Below are 17,897 nucleotides of genomic sequence, written 5' to 3'. Positions count from 1 at the left end.
ATCACTCGCGGGTGGGTAACTACTGAGCAGCGGCGACGGAGACAATCCAGGGAGTGCGCATCCCGTGGGGGCCCATGAAAACCTTGGTCAAATTCAACCGGACCTTTTTCAGGACGACCACCCCCACGATTGCCCTGCCATAGAGCGCCGAGTTACGTCCGGGCTGCCCGATGGCTCCAAAAAACTCGGGCGTTCCCTTCAAGCCACCCATCCAGATGTCGCCAAACACTGCGATGTTGGCATCCTCGATGGCTGCCTTCTGTCCGAAGAGGCGAAACCCAAGCTGGCCAACCCTCACTCCATTCCCCTGTGGGGCTCCCAGTGGAGCAATGTCCATGTTGATAGAGGGCATGAAGCTCAGCACCGCGATATTCTGCACCCCCTCGGAATCGTCGACCGCGGACACATAGGCCACCATTGGCAGCTCCGCCAACATCGTCGCATTCCCTCCAGCCTGAATGAAATTCTCGAGATTACCTTCCTTGGCGGTCTTTTCATCCGGCCCGGTGCCGCTGGACGGGGTTCTCGTCGAGGTCATCGCGGCATGCAAGCTCAGCTGAAGATTGGGGAACACTCGAAAACTGAGCAGCTTCGCGGCGACACTGAACCCTGACTCGGACACCCCGGTGAAAGACAGATACTCCGCCACTTTCGGCGCATCCTCGCCAAAGTAGGCATCGGCGCTCCTTGGATACGCCAGCGGCTTCACCCACCCATAGGCCACCGGGGAGTCCGCGTGGCTCTTCGCTTGGGATTCCACATTGAGGCCCGCCTGCACGGCTGCCTTTCTGGGCGTCGGCGGAGCCGGGGATTGAGCCAAGACCACCGTCGGCGCCAAGCCGAACCACAGGAGCAAGCCAGACCACATCACATATCTCATATATCCCCCTGCGCTCATCGAAATGCAGCGCCCGCCGGACCTCGACGGGCGCGAATTAATCAGGCACGACCGGGACACACTTCTCTCGGACGCGCGAAGCGCCTCACGACAGGCCTCGCCCGACGCGACAATTCCAGACAGAAACCCAGAAGAGAAACACGGAACCTGCGACGACTCGATGCTCAGTGGGAAAGCAGGTGAGCCTTGATCTGCTCACGACTCGGAGCTTGCGAGCCGGCCGTCCACCGATAGACCGCGATTCGATTCGATGACTTCGACTTGATGGCGACGACCCGTCTATCCACGCAGAGGGTGACAATCAGGTCATTGACAGGGAATCGCTCGTCGACGATGCCAGCGGGCATGTCCTCGAGCCCATCCAGAACGTAGCCCGGCGGGAGCAACTGCATGACGCCCTGGACATTCACCGCGGCGTTCTGGGCGATGACCCCCAGGCGCCGCACCCCTGCCTCGGACGCACTCATCCTGTTGGCGGTCCTCAGGAACTGGCCGGCCACCGCCTCCCGGAACCCCTCGGGGCCAAAGTCCGAGTGAGCAATCGAGGCGAGGCTGCCCCAGACCGTCCGTGTCTTGCCCCCCTTTGACAGCTTCGCCTCGAGCCCTTCGAGAACCGCGCGGCCCTCCGCGAGGGTCGCTGTGTCGCAGCCCAGCAACCGCACGTGGGCGTCGTCGGTGAGCAGCGCATCCGCCCCCAGCTCCGGAAAGAGGTCCCAGCTCGCCTCGTGCTGGGTCACCACCTCCTGCCCCTGATCTCCCAGTGTCAACGTCCCGGACTTCCCGTGGCCGAAGATGTCCAGTCTCGACACCTTCTGGTTGGACTCGTTGACCACCTCGTTCACGACCCACTCGAGCTGCCTCCGCTCCTGACAACGCGCGAACCTCCGCAACGGGTTGCTGCTTCCATCCACCCGGAAGACAGCACGCTCGATGTCCCAGTCGAGCCGAGACGCATAGGCAATGATGGTCAGATGCATGACGGGCCTCTCACCCTTCTTCCTGCTCGTTCGACAGCACCTGGAGAAGCGCCGAGACAGAACGCATCACCTCATTGCCTCGAGAGGCCCCTTCCCGCCGCCGCTTCGACAAATCCGCGGCGAAGGGCCATTTGCCCCGACCATCCGAGTACGCGTCGAGGCTGCTGACCTGCTGGCTCGACAGGTATTTCTCCGTCAACAACAGGTAGCCGAACTGACCCGGCTGAGCATTCACGGCGGTGGAGGGTGCTCCGGGCCACACGTGCGAGGCATTGAAGAGGTCGACCTCCAACCCCACCAGGGTGGGGACGCCCGGCTCCATCGCCACCAGGTCGAACGTGAAGCGCCTCGGGTCCAGACTCTTCACCTGGACCTTGTACGCGCGATACCCCCAGCCGATGCCGTTCACCTCCGGCATCCACCAGAACTCCAGGTCCGCGGCGGAAGTCTGCGGCTTGATGGTCGACTGCCCGAAAAACGGCGTACTCGGCATGAGACACTCCAGGGGACTGCGGGTGAGACCTTCAACTTTCAGGCGACTGGGAATCCCTCGTCAGGCCGAATGCCTTCATCAAGTTGTAGATATGCTGACGGGTCAGGTCGAGCCGCTGCGCCACATCGGACACACACCAATCAGTGGCATCCAGTTCGCGGCGAAGCAGGTCTCGTTGAAAACGGCGGGTCGCCTCGTGGAAGGACACTGGCGCCATCCCCTGCGCCTCCATGCCCTCGAACAGGTGGCGTGGCTCCAGGAACGAGGCCGCCTCCGCGCTGGCGCGAATGAGCGCGGCCTCCAGCCGATGCCGGAGCTGTCTCACATTGCCCGGCCACTCCGCCAGCTCGCACGCCGCGAAACAGGCCGGTGAGGGTCGCAGGCGCGGCAACCCATTCTCCTCCGCCAACCGCTCCACCAACGCCTCCACCAGCGGGACAATGTCCTCTCGCCGCTCGGCGAGCGCCGGCATGCGCACCGACAAGACATTGAGGCGGTAGAACAGGTCCTCGCGGAAGCGCCGCTCACGGACCAACTGCTCCAGGTTGGCATTGCTCGCGGCCACCAGCCGGACATTCGCCTTGAACGCCTTGGGGCTGGCCAGCGGGAAGTACTGCCGCGACTGCAACAACTGGAGCAGCTTGGCCTGCGCGGCCAGGGGAATCTCCGCGATTTCATCGAGGAAGAGCGTCCCCCCTTCCGCCGCCTCCACCTTGCCGACCGTCCGCCGCGCTCCCGGGAAGGCTCCTGGGAAGGCACCGAAGAACTCACTCTCGAAGAGCCCCTCCGGGACAGCCGCGCAGTTGAGTTCCACGAAGGGCCCCAACCTGCGCTTGCTGTTGACGTGGAGCGCCTGCGCCAGCTGCGTCTTCCCCGTGCCGGACGGCCCCCCAATCATCACCGTCACATCCAGCGGCGCCGCGACGGCGAGCTGGGCGAACACATGCGCCAGCCCCGGACTCCTGCCGATGATGTCCTCCAGTTGGAAGCGCTCCCGGAAGGGGCGCGTCGGGTCCTCCTTGTCGCCCCCTCTCTGGAGCAGCGCCCGCTCGGACGCCGTGCCCAGGAAGTGGGCCACCGACTCCGCCAGCTGCACCAGCCCCTCCGAGAACGGCCCCGCGCCGCGCTTTCCCTCCAGATAGAGCACCCCCGGCAGTCGCCCACCCAGGGGTACACAGAGCACCGCCTCCAGGCGCTGCGCCTTGACGCTGGCCGAGCTGGCGAAGCGCGCATCCAGCAACGCATGCGCCGTGTGCACCGACTTGCCGGCCGCAATCGTCGAGGCGACGATTCCGCGCGACGTCAACGCCCGGATCTCCTCGCGCTCCAGCTCCGAGCAACCATGGAACAGCGACCACTCACGACGCGCCACGGAGCTTTCTCCATACAGCTCCAGGCCCGCGCGCTGGGCATCCGCCAGCTCGACCAGACAGGTCAGCACATCTTGAAGGGGTTGAAGGGGACTCGGCGCATCCAGGACTCGGAGCACCGCGAGATAGAGATCTCGCTCGCGGGCAAAGCGGGCCTCGAGGGTGACCATGTCTGTCAACATATCACCCAGTCGATGCACGGCAATGCTGGTGGGCCAGTCGGAGGTCATGGGCACCGGCAGACATTGCAGGGGGCGCGCCAGTCACACCGTGAGAGCGACACGCGGCGGAAGAGGTGTCGCGAACGTCAACGGGATTTGACAAGCAGGTCGCGCGTTGTCCAACACAGTGGACAAACACTCTCGACCCTTCCTTGGCCATACGTCTGCATCGTCCCGACCTTCGTCAAGGCATGGTGATTGCTCTGACAGGAACTCGGAGTCCACCTGTCCCCATGAGCAGGGGACCTTTCACCCGAGGAACCCATGTCACGACCCAAGAAGGTCCCTGTCTCGTCCTTGTCCCCGCGTCGTATGCCGGCGGAGCCCCCTGGCGGGCCACTTGACGGTCCCGCGGTCTTCTCGCCTGGGGAGCCCCACAACCTGCCCGCACTCGTCGAGGACGCGCGCGACGCGGCACTGATGGGAGAGCCCGGCCCCCGCGAGCCGTCGAACTACCAGGAGCTGTTCAGCCGCCTCTCCGCCGCGCGCGACACGCTTCCCGGCGCGTATCGCGACACCTTCTATCAACCCCTCCTCAACAAGCTGGGTGAGATGGGGGCCACGCGCTTCGCCCAGTTGCTCCAACAGGACCCGAGGCGCACGGGCGTCGCGGGCCTCCTGCTCGATGCCACCCACGCCGTCCTCCAGAACGCGGAGCGCTATGAGCTCCTCGCCACGGATGCATTCCAGGAGGTCGTCAGCGACCTCTTCGATGGATTCCTCAGCGCGGAGAGTCGCCGGGGTGTCTCCCCGCCGGACCAGGGAATCCTGCCGCCGCTGGTGAAATGGGGCAGTCCTGACTCCGGTCCGTACACCTGGCCGGTGGATGCCACCTCGAGCGTGCTCGGGTTGATGGCGGGTGTGGTCAGCCTGCCGCCCGCGAATGCGCATCAGGGATTGCTGGCGTGGGCCGCGCTCCCGCACGAGGCCGCGGGGCACGACATCCTGGATGCCGACTCGGGGCTGTCGGCGGAGCTGTCCAACGCCGTCCATGACAAGCTCAAGGACACGTATCCCTCGCTCGCGACCTACTGGGCCGACCGCATCGACGAGACGGCGGCGGACGTCCTCGGCATCCTCAACATGGGCCCCACGTCGGGCATCGGACTGCTGGGCTACTTCCGGGGCCTCAACGCCGCCTGGGGTGGTGGCCCGGTGCTGCGCCGCGACGGCCCGTCCGACGACTCCCACCCCGCGGACGTGCTGCGCGGGTACCTCGCCGCGGCCACCGTCGACAAGCTCCTGTTCGCCAACCGGGCCCACTGGGCGGGATTCATCGAACGGGAGGTGGATGCGGATGTGAATGGGCAGCGCATCGTCGTCGAGGGCGTCTCCGTGAGCCGCGAGCTCGCGAAGCACTCCGCCGGGGCCGTCGCGGAGGTGCTCGTCACGCACCGCGCCGCCGCGCTGGAGGGGCATGCCCTGGGACAAATCCAGAACTGGCGCGACACGGACGAGGCGCGCGTCCAACGACTCGCGCGAGGACTGCTGCACGGACCTCCGGGCCTGCCCACGGACCTGACCGAAGGCACCTATGCAGCGCACCTCGTCGCCGCCGCCATGGTCTCCGGACTGACGCCCGGCGCGGACCTGAGCGCCCTCCAGTCCCGCATGCTGCGCCAGCTCAAGCAGATGCACGACGCCAATCCGGTGTGGAGTTCGCTGGTCGTCGCATACCGGGGCAACGCCGTGCCGCACCGCATCTACCGTCCCCAGCGCACCGCCGTGTGAAAGCCGTCAGGGAGCAGGCACCCGCTCCACGCAGCGGGTGCCAATGCCGAACTCGAAGCGACGCGAAGGAAGGTGGTTGGCCCAGAAGAGCCAGTGCTGCCGCGTTTCGGGCGGCGCGTCCCAGCGCCCACCCGCAACCATGCGGAAGCCCGGGTAGTCACCTTCCGTGGCGATGGTCGCCGTCCACTCCGCCACGTTGCCCGCGAGGTCCATGATTCCATAGGGGCTGCGGTCCTCCGGGAACGAGCCCACGGGGGCGAACGTGGCGAAGGCATCCTTCCCATACAGGTTGGCGGGCGGCACCGTCCGGTCGTCACCCCAGACAGTCCGACGACGGGGCGCGGGATTGGGCACCTCGCCCTTCGCGTCGAGGACCTCCCCGCCCCGCCCCGCCTTCGACCACTCGTCGTAGGTCGGCAACTCCTTGCCCATGAAGTGGCAATAGGCCTCCGCCACCCCGGCGTCGATTCCGGTGACGGGAATCCTCGGCAGGTTCGCCGGCTCATAGTCCGGATGGGCGGGGGCGGCCTCCCGCGCTCCGCCCATGAGCGGAAGGATTCGCTCCTGGAACAGCCGAAACTCCGCGTTGGTGGCCTCCGTCCTGTCCATCGAGAACGCGCCTATCTCGAAGCGCGCCTCCTCCTTCAGCGACAGCTCGGGCCTCCAGTATCCGCCCGCCGGGACGAGCACCTGCCCGGCCCGGGACGTGGCGCAGGTCGGCACCGGCAGCCGCAGCTCCTCTCGGCGGGCCCGCTGCGCGTAGCCGGGAAGTCGCAGGAGGCGTATCCGCGAAGGAGGACAGTCCCCTCGCTCCACGGTGAGCCACGCGGCCCGCGAGGGCGCCTCCACGCGCTCGCGCCAGGCTCCCTGCTCATCCACCCGTCCCTCGGGAGGTGCCCCCTTCATGGGCAGCTCGTCCGGCCGTGCCTCCGGGCTCAGCTCCAGCGCCCACCGCACGGGCGCGGTGACGGGCGCACGGGTCCACGTCAGGGTGCGCGCATCGAAGTCGAAGAACTCCAGCACCAGGTCGAAGTCCCCCATGTCCGCGGCCATGAGCCGCATCTCCCGCTGCTGGCGCGCGGTCTCCTGCTGGTTCTGCTGGAACGCGAACACCACCGACGTGCCCACCCCCGTGGCGAGCACGAGCAGCAGCACCACCACGGCAATCCCCACCCGGCGCCGCTGGACGTGCCCCTGCTCCCGCTTGCGCCCGGCGTCAAGGAACGCGCGCGAGCGACTGGCGAGCGGCACCTTCCAGTCCGCCACCCGCCGCAACACCTGCCCCAGCGCATCACCGCCCCACGTCTCCTCGTCCCGGCGTCCGCGCCGATGCCACAGCTCCGCGGCCTGGTCGATTTCCGTGACGAGCAGGTGCTCATCACGAGACTCCTGCCGCCAGCGCGCCAGCTCCGGCCACGCCGTGGCCAGGGCCTCGTGCGCCAGCTCCACCAGCGCCCCGTCATTGCGCACGTCGCGGGAGGCGACCACCAGCCGGTGCGCGAGCAACGAGTCGAGCACCCTCCCCGCGCCCACGCCCAGCTCCTCCAACAACTCCTCGCGCACCCGAGGGCGTCGGGTCCCCTCGGGCGTGAGCAATTGAAGCAGGAGCAGTCGCACCGTGTGGATGTCATCCGCCGGGAGCTGTCCCAGCAATTGACGTCCCTGCGCCGCCAGGGCCCCCGCCACGCCGCCCAGCTCCTCGTACACGGCCGCGCGCAGCAGACGCCGCTCCTTGTCCCTGCGCTCCCACAGCGCCGAACAGGTGGCCTGCAAGAGCGGCAGGCCCGCGGGCTGGGCACGGACATCCGCGACGATGCGCTCGACCAGCCCGGGCTCGTCCGTGGCATGGCCCGCGCGACGCAAGGGACCAGTGACGGCCTCCACCAGCGCCGAGGGCGACAACGGCCCCACCACGAACGCATTGCCGAGAAAGGCCCCCAGGTGCTCCACCCGGGCGAACTGCCCCAGGTAGTCATCACGCAGCACCACCAGCACCCGCCACCCGATGCCCGCGGACGCCACCGCGAACAGGCACCGCACCAGGGCCATCGCCTCCTCCGCCGCCCCCAGGGTGAAGACCTCCTCGAACGCATCCACCAACAACAGCGCGGGCGCCGGAGCGCGCGCCCGCAGCAACTCCACGATGGCCCCGGGGGTCAGGACCAGCGTCCGCGCGACTCCCGCGTCCAGCGACAGGACCTCCGTCAACCGATGGAGGGGACGCGGGCCAGGACGAAAGGCGACCACCTCCCAGCTCGCCATCTGCCGCAGTCGCGGCACCAGGCCCGCATGCACGAGCGAGCTCTTGCCGATACCCGAAGGGCCCGTCAGCACCACCGGAGCCGCCTGCCGCAGCCGCTCGACGAGCGCCGCCACCTCCGCCTCCCGGCCCGAGAAGTCCTCCGCGTCTCCCTCCGTGAAGGCCCGCAGCCCCCGGAACGGATGCCGCTCGGGGTCTGCCTCCAGTTGCCTCCGGGCCGGCTCCAGCAAGTCCGTCAGCGCTCTCGCCAGAGACTCCGCCGTCGGCCGGGCCTCCGGCGCCAGCGAGAGACAGTCCTTCACGAGCGCCGCTCCGGCGAGCTCCGGCGTCGGGCCCGGGAGCGGGCGCGGCGTGAAGGCGAACGCGGGGAGACTCGCGTCGTCCACCGGGCGGCGGCCATCCAGCAGCTCGTGGAGAATCACTCCCAGCGACCAGAGGTCCATCGCCGGCGCGGGCGGGGTCCCCCTCCAGCGCTCGGGCGACATGTACGCGGGGGTTCCGGACGCCGCGCCCGCGGAGGTGCCCGCGTGACGGGCGAGCCCGAAGTCGACCACGCGCAGCCGCCCGTCCCTCGGCAGGAGGATGTTCTCCGGCTTGAGGTCCGCGTGGACGATGCCATGACGGTGCGCCTCCGCGAGCGCGTCCGCGATGGCGCGCCCCACGCGCAGCACCTCCCCCGGCGACATCCGCTCCCGAGACATCCGCTCGCGCAACGTCTCGCCCTCCAGGTACTCCAAGGCCAGAAAGGGTTGGCCCTGATACACACCCGCCGCGTGCACGGTGACGATGTGGGGGTGGTTGAAGCGGGCCGTGGTGCGCGCCTCTTCCAGGAGCCGCTCCGCGCTCTGGGGCCCCAGCAGCTCCGGCCGCAGGAACTTGAGCGCGATGTGTCGCCCCAGCGCCAGGTCCTGCGCGAGATACACCCTGCCCGAAGCGCCCTCGCCGAGCAGCTTCAGCACGCGAAAGCCTTCCACGAGCGCGCCCGAGGCGAGCGGCTCCTCCGCCTCCAGCAGCCTGCCCGGGGCCAGCTTGCTCATCTCGAACCACCCCCAGCCGCCATGACAGCCGCATCCGAGCCCGCACGCCTCCACCGCGACTCGCCTGGGATGTTAGGGCCAATCCACCAGGACGCGCCACGGCTCCACGTGAAGCAGGTCAGCCCCTCCGGACGCCCTCGCACCCATCCGGCTCAATCCCAGACACAGGGTCCGCCAGGACCGTGGCCGACGGGCGCCCAACCCCTGGGGCTCGATACACCCGAGACAGCCCTGACACCCCGCCTCCAGAAGCCCCCGCGCGGAGCGGACGTGCGCGAGCCGCGGGGGCCGCCCGCGCAGGTCCAGCCGTCCATGCAGCTGGAGCGCGGGTACCGGAGCCCGCCGGGCTGCCCCGTCATCGCCCTGCTTGTGCCCCGGCTCCTCGTACCCGGAGCCCTCGTACCGAGACGCTTCTGAGCATGTAAGGGATTGGTACTAGTCCTTTCCTCCAATTCCCTTGCGCAGTGTCTCCTCGCGAGCCCCCTCGGGGACAGGCGGGCGTTGCTGACACGGGCTGCTCACCCCAGCTTGCCGCGTGGCCCGTCCATCCCGGACAGGCTTCGAGCCCCGGACTTCCGCCACGCCTTGCGCGAGCGCGGTGCCCGGCCGGTCTCGAGAGGAGCACACATGAAGAGGTGGGTGGGTTGGGTATCCTTGGGGATGGCCTTGCTGTGGGCCTGGGGCGCGAGCGCGACGGAGCAGGAGCCACAAGCCCCCGCGAACTCCGACACGTTCGCCACGAACTGGATCTACCGCGATGCCATGGAGTCGCCCTGGTTCGACTACTCCTGGGCGACGCATTCACTCAGGGCCACCTCGCCCGTCGCGGAGGGGCAGTATTCCATCTCCGCGACGATGCGCAGCGAGGAGGCCCTGTACTTCTACACGTCGCCGCACGTCGCCGACGCGGGAGCCACCTTCGTCCTGCGCGTCCACGGAGGCACGGCGGGGACGGGCGCGGTGGTGCGCGTCAGGGCCTACGCCGACGACACGCTGACGACCGGCACGGAGCTGGGGCCGCGCTGCACCGGGGGACGCATCCTGGCCAACACCTGGGTGACGTGCACCGTGCCGTTCTCCGCCCTCGTCACCCCGGGTGCGCGAATCAAGGGACTCGTGCTCCAGGAAGGGCGCGGGGTGACGCTGCCCACGCTCTACTTCGACTCGCTGCGCGCGGAGGGACTGCGCATCCCGTCCCCCGTGGTGGTCTCCCTCAACCCCGCCTCCCTCTCGATGACGGCCGGAACCTCCCGGACCTTCATCGCCACGGTGACGGGGAGCACGAACACGGCGGTGACCTGGTCCGTCCTCGAGGGCGCGGCGGGCGGCTCCATCACCACCTCGGGCCGCTACACCGCGCCCAGGACGCCAGGCACGTACCACGTGGTGGCCACCAGCGTCGCGGACCCCACGCAGTCCGCGTCGGCTCCCGTCAGGGTCACCCCCGCACCGGCCAGCGGGCTCTGGGTGTCGGGCTACTACACCGGCTGGAACGCGGACCTCTATCCTCCGGAGAAGGTCGACTTCAGCGCGATGACCCACATCGTGGTCGGCCGCGTCACTCCCAATCCCGACGGCACGGTGAACACCCAGTTCGACAATGACAACGGCCCCGCCATCGCCCGCACCCTCTCCACGCGGGCCCACGCGGCCAACCGCAAGGCCATCATCATGGTGGGAGGCTCCGGCGAGCATGACGGCTGGGTGGGCGCCGCCTCCAATGCCAACCGCGCCCGCTTCGTGAGCAACCTCCTGGCCGCCATGGACAGCTTTGGCTACGACGGCCTGGATATCGACTGGGAGCCGGTGGAGGCCGCCGACAAGCCCTTCCTGCTCGCGCTGGTGCGAGAGCTGCGAACGGCCCGTCCCGGCATGCTCCTCACCTTCCCCATCAACTGGATCAACTCCAACTTCCCCGAGGACGCCGACCCGTGGTTCCTAAACCTGGTGCCCTACCTGGACCAGATAAACGTCATGTCCTACGAGATGACGGGGCCGTGGGGCGGGTGGACCTCCTGGTACTCCTCCGCCCTGACGGGAGAGTCGGGCACCCACCCCACCTCGGTGGCGTCCAGCCTGAATGCCTGGGTGGCCGCGGGAATCCCGAAGGCGAAGCTGGGCATGGGGTTGCCCTTCTATGGAATGGCCTGGCGCAACATCACCGGCCCGTATCAGCCCTACACGGACTGGTCCGACTACGTGGGCAGCGACAATGACTTCACCTACGGGCGCATCCTCGCGTTGACCGCCACGGGTGGGGTGTACCACTGGGACTCCGTGGCGCAGTCCAGCTACGTCACCTTCGCCACGCCCGTGGTGGATGGCACCGTGCGCTGGATTTCCTATGACTCGCCGCAAGCGATTGCCGCCAAGGGCGCCTATGCGCGCGCCAACGGCTTCGGCGGCACCATCATCTGGACCCTCAACCAGGGCTGCACCAACCCCGTGACGGGAGCCAACCCTCCACTCGACGCGGTGAAGGGCGCCTTCCTCCCCTAGCCCGGGGAAACGCACCACCCTGAGTGGGTAGCCGACAGCCTCCTCGGCCCCGCACCGGAGACCTCCTCTCGGCCCAGGCCCTGTTGCCCGCTGGACCGAGGGGATGCCCTCCATGGACAGGTGAGCGCCTCGCAGTGAATGCCCGGGGTGGCGCGGCTCCGGGTCTGCCACCCAGCACACGCATCAAGCGTGCGGTGAGCGGGGGCCGCCAGTCTGGCCACCTTGGCGCCCACGAGGTTGGCGCCCAGTCTGCAATGGCCAGACGCCAACCGGGGTGCCCCGGTCTTCTCGCAGCTGGAGCTGTCCACATGAAAACCCTGAAGAGTGCCATTGCCGCGACCGCCATCGCGGCCTCCCTCGCCGTCGCATCGCCCGCCGACGCGGCCACCGCCACCGCCAACCTGACGGTGACGGCCACGGTGAATTCCGCGTGCAGCATCAACTCCGGCTCGCTCAACTTCGGCAACTACGACCCGGTGCTCCTCAACGGCAGCGCGGGCGTGGACCTGCTGGGCACCGGGACGCTGACGGTGCAGTGCACCCTGCTGGGCACCGCGGTCGTCACGCTGGGCCAGGGTGCGCACGCCAACACGGGCTCCACGGATGCGGTGCCGCTGCGCCGGATGCTGCACACGACGTCCACCAACACCCTGTCCTATTCGCTGTACCAGGACCTGACGCGACTGGTGGTCTGGGGCAACACGCCTGGCACGGGCCTGCCGTACATCGGCACGGGGCTGTCCACGCCGGTGACGGTCTTCGGCACCGTGCCCAAGGGACAGAACGTTCCCTCCGGCACCTACAACGACACCGTCGTCGCCACCATCACCTTCTAACGGAAAGCCCTCCCCATCATGCGCCTCCATCCTTCCGCCTGGTCCCGATGTCTGGGATTGATGGCCGTCCTGAGCGGGGTCCTTCCCGGGGCGGGACACGCCGCGTCGCTCGAGGTCAATCCCGTCCGGCTCGAGCTGGAGACCGGAGCCCGGGGCGTGGTGGTCACCGTGAGAAACCAGGGCACGGAGACCACGCGCTTCCAGGCCTCGGTCCACACCTGGGTCCAGGATGAAGAAGGGCGCATGACGTTGGAGCCGACGCGGGAGCTGTTCTTCTTCCCGTCGATGCTGACGCTGGAGCCGGGGGAATCCCGCCCCATCCGGGTGGGCATTTCCTCGGCGCCGCGAGACACGGAGCGCTCCTTCCGACTCATCGTCGAGGAGCTGCCTCCGCTCGCGCCGGTGCAGCCCTCCATGGGCCTGAAGATTCTCACCCGCGTCTCCCTCCCCGTGTTCGTCGCGCCCAGGAACAAGGATGTCCAGGGCCGCGTCGAGGACGTGGACCTGCGCCAGTCCCGGTTCCACTTCCGCGTGAGGAACCCGGGCACGGTGAACTTCTTCATCCGTCAGACGCGGGTGCGCGGCCTGGATGCCCAGGGCCAGCGACTGGTGGAGAAGGACCAGGTGGGCTGGTACGTGCTGCCGGGCGGCTCGCAGGTGTTCGCGCTCGACACCTCCGCCGAGCACTGCCAGCGGATCCGCTCGCTGGAAGTGGAGGTGGAGACGGACCGGGGCGTGTTCCGCCACAGCGCCCCCGTCACCGCCGCCGCGCCCTGTGGACCCACGCCGTCGCCATGAGCCGATTCCAGAAGTCGGCGGCCCGGGGCGCGCTGGCCCTGGCGCTGGCGTGCGCCTTCAGCCTGGTGCCCTGGCGCGCGTCCTCGGACGAGCCCGAGCGCGTGGTTCCCATCGTGGTGGAGTTCACGCTGAACGGCGTCCCCCGAGGTGACGTCTTCCCGCTGGTGAGAGGCACGGACGTGCTGCTGCCCGCGGCCACACTGGAGGCGAACGGGGTCGACCTGACGCGGCTGGGGGCGCGCCTCGAGCGCATCGAGGGTCAGGATTATGTCTCGCTGCAATCCCTGGCACCCCGGGGCCGCTTCGAGCTCGACGAGCGCACCACCTCCCTGCACTGCGAGCTGCCTTCCACCGCCTTCGTACCGACGCGCATCGACCTGGGCACCGCGCCCCCCGAAGGCTACGCCGTCACCGGCAGCCCGAGCGGGTTCATCAACTACGCCGCGCACCTGCGCAACACGCGGCTGGCGCTGTTCGGCGAGGTCGGCGCGTCGGTGGGCCGGGGCCTGTTGACCACCCAGGGGCGGTGGAGTCCTGGCACGACACCGCTGCGCGGACTGACCCAGCTGTCGGTGGATTTTCCGGAGGTCATGGTGCGCGCCCTCGCGGGTGAGGCCACCGGCCTGGGCGGCGTGCTCGGCGGAGGCGCGGTGGTGGCGGGCCTGCACGTCATGCGCTCCTTCGAGCTCAACCCCTACTTCGTGCGCAACCCCGTGCAGGACCTCGCGGGCGACGTCACCACGCCCTCCACCCTGGAGATCTACGTCAACAACCGGCTGGTGCGCCGCACCGAGCTGCCACCGGGCCCCTACCGGCTGGAGAACCTCACCGTGCCCCGGGGCGAAGGCACCGCGCGCTACGTGGTGCGCGACGCCTTCGGACGCGTCAGCGAGGTGGATGCGTCGTACTCTCTGGGCGCGCAATTGCTGTCGCCCGGCGTGGCGGACTACCACCTGTCGCTGGGCGTCGAGCGGGAGTCGCCCGGCACGCGCAGCTTCGACTACGGACGACCGCTGCTGCTGGGCACCTTCCGCATGGGCGTGACGCCCTGGTTGACGCCGGGCGTGCGGCTGGAAATTTCACCGGACCTCTTGAGCACCGGCGCGGTGCAGTGGTTCCAGCTGCCGCTCGGAGAGCTGGAGGTGTCCCAGGCCGTGAGTCGCTCCGAGCGACACACCGGCGTGGCGGCCGGCGCGGCCTGGTCCGTCCAGGGGCGGTGGCTGGGAGGGTCCGTCTTCGGCCGGGCGATGAGCGCGCGTTATGCGCACAGCAGCCTCGCCCCGGACACGGCGCACCCGTTGGTGGAGTCGGGGGGCAACCTCTTCGTCGCGCTGGGCCGTCGGGTGAGCGTGGGCGGACAGGCGCTGGTGACGCGCTGGAGGACACGCGGCTGGTCCACCTGGTTGAGCGCATCCACCTCCGCGCAACTGACCGAGCGGACCCTGATTTCGTTCTCCGCCAGCCGAGGCCAGTTGCTCCTGGGCCCCTCCACGCTGGAAGGCATGGTGTCCCTGAACGCCATCCTCGACCCGAGGACGACGGGCTCGCTGGGCCACATCCAGAACCGGGGAGGCGGCATCACCTCGGTGGATGTCTCACGCGGTGTCCCCGTGGAAGGCGGACTGGGCTTCCAGGTCCAGGGACAGACGGGCATTCACCACCAGGCCCTCGGCCGCGTCGACTACGAGACGAACGTGGGCCGCGCCTCGGGCGGCCTGGAGTGGCGCCAGGGCGTGCTGGTGGCCGCGGCCGAGGTCTCCGGGGGGCTGGTGGCGCTCGGGGGCCGCGTTCGCCCCACCCGCGCGGTGGACCAGGGGTATGCGCTGGTGCGCGTGGAGGGCGTGGAGGGCATCGGCGTGAGGCTCGACAACCACCTCATCGGCCGGACGGACTCGCGCGGTGAGCTGATGGTGACGCGGCTCCAGTCCTACGGGGCCAACCGACTGTCGCTGACGGACGAGGACCTGCCGCTGGAGGTCTATCTCAGGACGACGCAGAAGCTGGTGGCGCCGTGGCGGCGCGGCGGCGTGGTGCTCGACTTCCAGGTGGACAGGGTGCGCGCGTTCCGAGGCCGGCTGGTGCTCGCCGACGACACGGCCCGGCGGACCCCCGCGCACGGTGAGCTTCAAGTCGACGTCGCGGGTGCGCGCGTCAGCTCCCCCGTGGGCAGGAATGGCGAGTTCGAGCTGGTGGACCTCCCCGCCGGCAAACACCCGGCCACCGTCATCTACCCCGGGGGACGTTGCGCCGCGACGCTGGACGTCCCATCCCTGGCGGGCGAGGTCATCGACCTGGGAACGGTGAGGTGCGTGGATGAGGATGCGCGGTGACCTGGCGCTCATGCTGGCGGGCCTGTGCGGGCTGACCTCCGCGAGCGCCCGGGCGGCGTGTGAGATTCGCAACGTCGTGGGCCTGCGCTTCCTCAACTACACCCCCACCTCCACGCTGCCGCTCGACACCACCGGGAGCATCACCTTCCGGTGCACCATCATCCAGCTCACCCCCGTCACCATCGACCTGAGCCAGGGCGGCTCCAACAACTACGCGCTCCGGCGCATGCAGGGCCCATCCTCCAGCACCCTCGCCTACAACCTCTACCTGGACGCCACCCGCCTGAGCATCTGGGGCAATGGCCTGTCCGGCACGTCCCGCTATGGCCCGGTCCTCCCCTTGCTGGGCCTGGACATCACCGTCCCCATCCACGGCCGCGTCCCCGCCCAGCAGAGCGTGGCGGCGGGCAGCTACTCCGACACGCTGGTGGTGACAGTGACCTTCTGACCCGCGAGCCCCATGCCCCCGTGCTCACACAGGCGTGCGAGTCTCCAGGAGCCGCTGGGACGCAGGGCATGCGCCCGGGGAGGCGCTCCGGCGCGGACGTTGCGCTCGCGGAGCCTGGGCCGCTCGCCTATCCTCGCACCATGAGTTCTTCCGACCCCATCGCGACGACCTTCGTCACCCATGAAGTCACCAATCAGGCGCCCCCCCTGGTGTACGACGCCTGGAAGACAGACCTCCCGCTGCGCGAGGCCGTGGCACGCGAGGGCGGAGGCTGGGCGGAGGCGGACATCGCGAAGTACGGCCCGCTCGCGGGCGGCGAATTGATGCAACTGGGCTTCACCGCCAACGAGAACAAGCCGAAGTTCAAGCCCTTCGACCGCTATGGCAACCGGCTGGACGAGGTGGAGTTCCATCCGGCCTACCACCGCATCATGGAGGCGGCCGTCGCCCACGGCATCCCCAACTTCGCGTGGCGACACGAGAAGACGGTCGGTGCCCACGTCGCGCGGATGGCGCTCTCCTATCTGCACAACCAGGCCGACCAGGGGACCAGCTGTCCGCTGACGATGACGTACGCGTGCGTGCCCACGTTCCGGGCACACGCGGGGCTCGCGGAGAAGTGGCTGCCGCTCGTCACGTCCACCACGTACGACTCGCGCTTCCAGCCCTCCGAGCAGAAGAAGGGCGTCACCATCGGCATGGGCATGACGGAGAAGCAGGGCGGCTCCGACGTGCGCAGCAACAGCACGCGCGCGCACCAACTGGGCGCGAAGGGGCCGGGCAATCCCTACGCGCTCGTGGGGCACAAGTTCTTCTTCTCCGCGCCCATGAGCGACGCCTTCTTCGTCCTGGCCCAGGCCGAGGGCGGCCTGTCGTGCTTCCTGCTGCCGCGCTTCACGCCGGAGGGCACGCGCAACGCCATCCGCATCCAGCGGCTCAAGGACAAGCTGGGCGACTGGAGCAACGCCAGCTCGGAGGTGGAGTTCCAGGGCGCGGTGGCCTTCATGGTCGGCGAGGAAGGCCGGGGCGTGGCGACCATCCTGGAGATGGTGGCCCTCACGCGGCAGGACTGCATGATTGGCTCCAGCAGCCTGATGCGTCAGGCGCTCGTGCAGGCCATCCACCACGCGCGGCACCGCAAGGCGTTCGGCCGGCGGCTCATCGAACAGCCGCTGATGATGAACGTGCTCGCGGACCTGGCGCTCGAGTCGGAGGCCCACACCGTGCTGACGGCGCGCGTGTCCCGCGCCGTGGACGCAAGCCACCGCGACGAGCGCGAGGCCGCCTTCGCGCGCATGGCCACCGCCGTGGGCAAGTACTGGGTGTGCAAGCGCGCCCCCACCTTCGTCAACGAGGCGCAGGAGTGCCTGGGCGGCGCCGGCTACGTCGAGGAGTCCAACCTGGCGCGGCTGTACCGGCAGGCGCCCCTGAACTCCATCTGGGAGGGCAGCGGTAACATCCAGTGCCTGGACGTGCTGCGCGCGGCCACCCGAGAGCCCGCCAGCCGCGAGGCCCTGTTCCAGGAGCTGATGGCGGCCCAGGGCGGCCACCCCGCGCTCGACGCGGAGCTGGCGCGCATCGCCAAGGACTTCTCGGACACCGCCACGCTGGAGACGCGTTCGCGCTTCGTCGTGGAGCGGCTCGCCCTGGCGCTCCAGGCCTCCCTGCTGCTGCGCGCCGGCAACAGCCAGGTCGCCGATGCCTTCTGCGAGTCCCGGCTCGGAGGCGCGCACGGCAACTGCTTCGGGACCCTGCCCGCCCACGCCCCGATGAAGGCCCTCATCGAGCGAGCCTTCAGCGAAGGCGCCGTGAGCTGACCTGGGCGACGCGCGCGCCCTCTGGAAGTCAGGCCCCCTGCCTGCCCGTACGCCCTGTCCCGGCCCACACCGCCGGGCAGGGAGGCTTCCGCCCCGCCCATCGCCACTGGGGGAAGGTGGCGCCTTCGTCTACTGGACGAAAGGGTGAGACAGCCGCTTGCATGGCGACAATTGCGTGTTCT

General features: G+C 69.1%; 12 protein-coding genes. 7 read left to right on the top strand and 5 right to left on the bottom strand.

Going from position 1 to position 17,897, the window contains the following annotated elements; translation table 11 throughout:
* Positions 1-19: 19 nt before the first annotated feature.
* The 4 genes from HR086_RS07205 to HR086_RS07190 all read right to left on the bottom strand — a co-directional run bounded on the left by HR086_RS07205 (position 20) and on the right by HR086_RS07190 (position 3,920).
* Positions 20-778: a hypothetical protein gene (locus HR086_RS07205; RefSeq protein ID WP_174465197.1), complete on the bottom strand. Its 759-nt coding sequence runs from the start codon at positions 776-778 to the stop codon at positions 20-22.
* Positions 779-1,062: 284 nt separating this feature from the next.
* Positions 1,063-1,875: a DUF4347 domain-containing protein gene (locus tag HR086_RS07200; RefSeq protein ID WP_174465196.1), complete on the bottom strand. Its 813-nt coding sequence runs from the start codon at positions 1,873-1,875 to the stop codon at positions 1,063-1,065.
* 10 nt (positions 1,876-1,885) lie between these two features.
* Positions 1,886-2,368 carry a hypothetical protein gene (locus tag HR086_RS07195; protein WP_174456396.1) on the bottom strand — a complete coding sequence of 161 codons (483 nt, stop codon included), beginning with the start codon at positions 2,366-2,368 and terminating at the stop codon, positions 1,886-1,888.
* A gap of 31 nt (positions 2,369-2,399) precedes the next feature.
* Positions 2,400-3,920, bottom strand: a complete 1,521-nt coding sequence (locus tag HR086_RS07190; RefSeq protein WP_174456397.1) for a sigma-54-dependent Fis family transcriptional regulator — start codon at positions 3,918-3,920, stop codon at positions 2,400-2,402.
* A 303-nt stretch (positions 3,921-4,223) separates the two neighbouring features.
* On the opposite strand from HR086_RS07190, the gene HR086_RS07185 reads away from it, so the two are divergent.
* Positions 4,224-5,690: a hypothetical protein gene (locus tag HR086_RS07185; RefSeq protein WP_217440406.1), complete on the top strand. Its 1,467-nt coding sequence runs from the start codon at positions 4,224-4,226 to the stop codon at positions 5,688-5,690.
* Positions 5,691-5,696: 6 nt separating this feature from the next.
* Here HR086_RS07185 and HR086_RS07180 read toward each other — a convergent pair whose 3' ends face one another.
* Positions 5,697-8,987 carry a bifunctional serine/threonine-protein kinase/formylglycine-generating enzyme family protein gene (locus HR086_RS07180; RefSeq protein WP_174465195.1) on the bottom strand — a complete coding sequence of 1,097 codons (3,291 nt, stop codon included), beginning with the start codon at positions 8,985-8,987 and terminating at the stop codon, positions 5,697-5,699.
* A gap of 627 nt (positions 8,988-9,614) precedes the next feature.
* Here HR086_RS07180 and HR086_RS07175 point away from each other — a divergent pair.
* From HR086_RS07175 to HR086_RS07150, 6 genes are all read left to right on the top strand, one after another.
* Positions 9,615-11,486, top strand: a complete 1,872-nt coding sequence (locus tag HR086_RS07175; RefSeq protein ID WP_174456399.1) for a glycoside hydrolase family 18 protein — start codon at positions 9,615-9,617, stop codon at positions 11,484-11,486.
* Positions 11,487-11,794: 308 nt separating this feature from the next.
* Entirely contained in the window at positions 11,795-12,322 is a 528-nt protein-coding gene (gene pru, locus HR086_RS07170; protein ID WP_174465194.1) for a fruiting body spore coat protein U, read from the top strand.
* Between the two features lie 18 nt (positions 12,323-12,340).
* Positions 12,341-13,120 carry a molecular chaperone gene (locus HR086_RS07165; RefSeq protein WP_174465193.1) on the top strand — a complete coding sequence of 260 codons (780 nt, stop codon included), beginning with the start codon at positions 12,341-12,343 and terminating at the stop codon, positions 13,118-13,120.
* Complete coding sequence (locus HR086_RS07160; protein WP_174465192.1) at positions 13,117-15,450, top strand: fimbria/pilus outer membrane usher protein; 2,334 nt, start codon at positions 13,117-13,119, stop codon at positions 15,448-15,450. Before HR086_RS07165 ends, HR086_RS07160 begins: the two co-directional genes overlap by 4 nt.
* A complete protein-coding gene (locus tag HR086_RS07155) occupies positions 15,434-15,898 on the top strand; it encodes a spore coat U domain-containing protein (RefSeq protein ID WP_174465191.1) in 465 nt (154 codons plus the stop codon). Before HR086_RS07160 ends, HR086_RS07155 begins: the two co-directional genes overlap by 17 nt.
* A gap of 140 nt (positions 15,899-16,038) precedes the next feature.
* Positions 16,039-17,715, top strand: coding sequence for an isovaleryl-CoA dehydrogenase (locus HR086_RS07150; RefSeq protein ID WP_141645243.1), 1,677 nt, complete (start codon positions 16,039-16,041; stop codon positions 17,713-17,715).
* Positions 17,716-17,897: the final 182 nt, after the last annotated feature.

This window comes from Myxococcus sp. CA039A (assembly GCF_013336645.1).
Classification (GTDB): domain Bacteria; phylum Myxococcota; class Myxococcia; order Myxococcales; family Myxococcaceae; genus Myxococcus; species Myxococcus llanfairpwllgwyngyllgogerychwyrndrobwllllantysiliogogogochensis.
The sequence above is the reverse complement of the archived record's forward strand: the minus strand, read 5'-3'. Positions and strand labels throughout refer to the sequence as shown.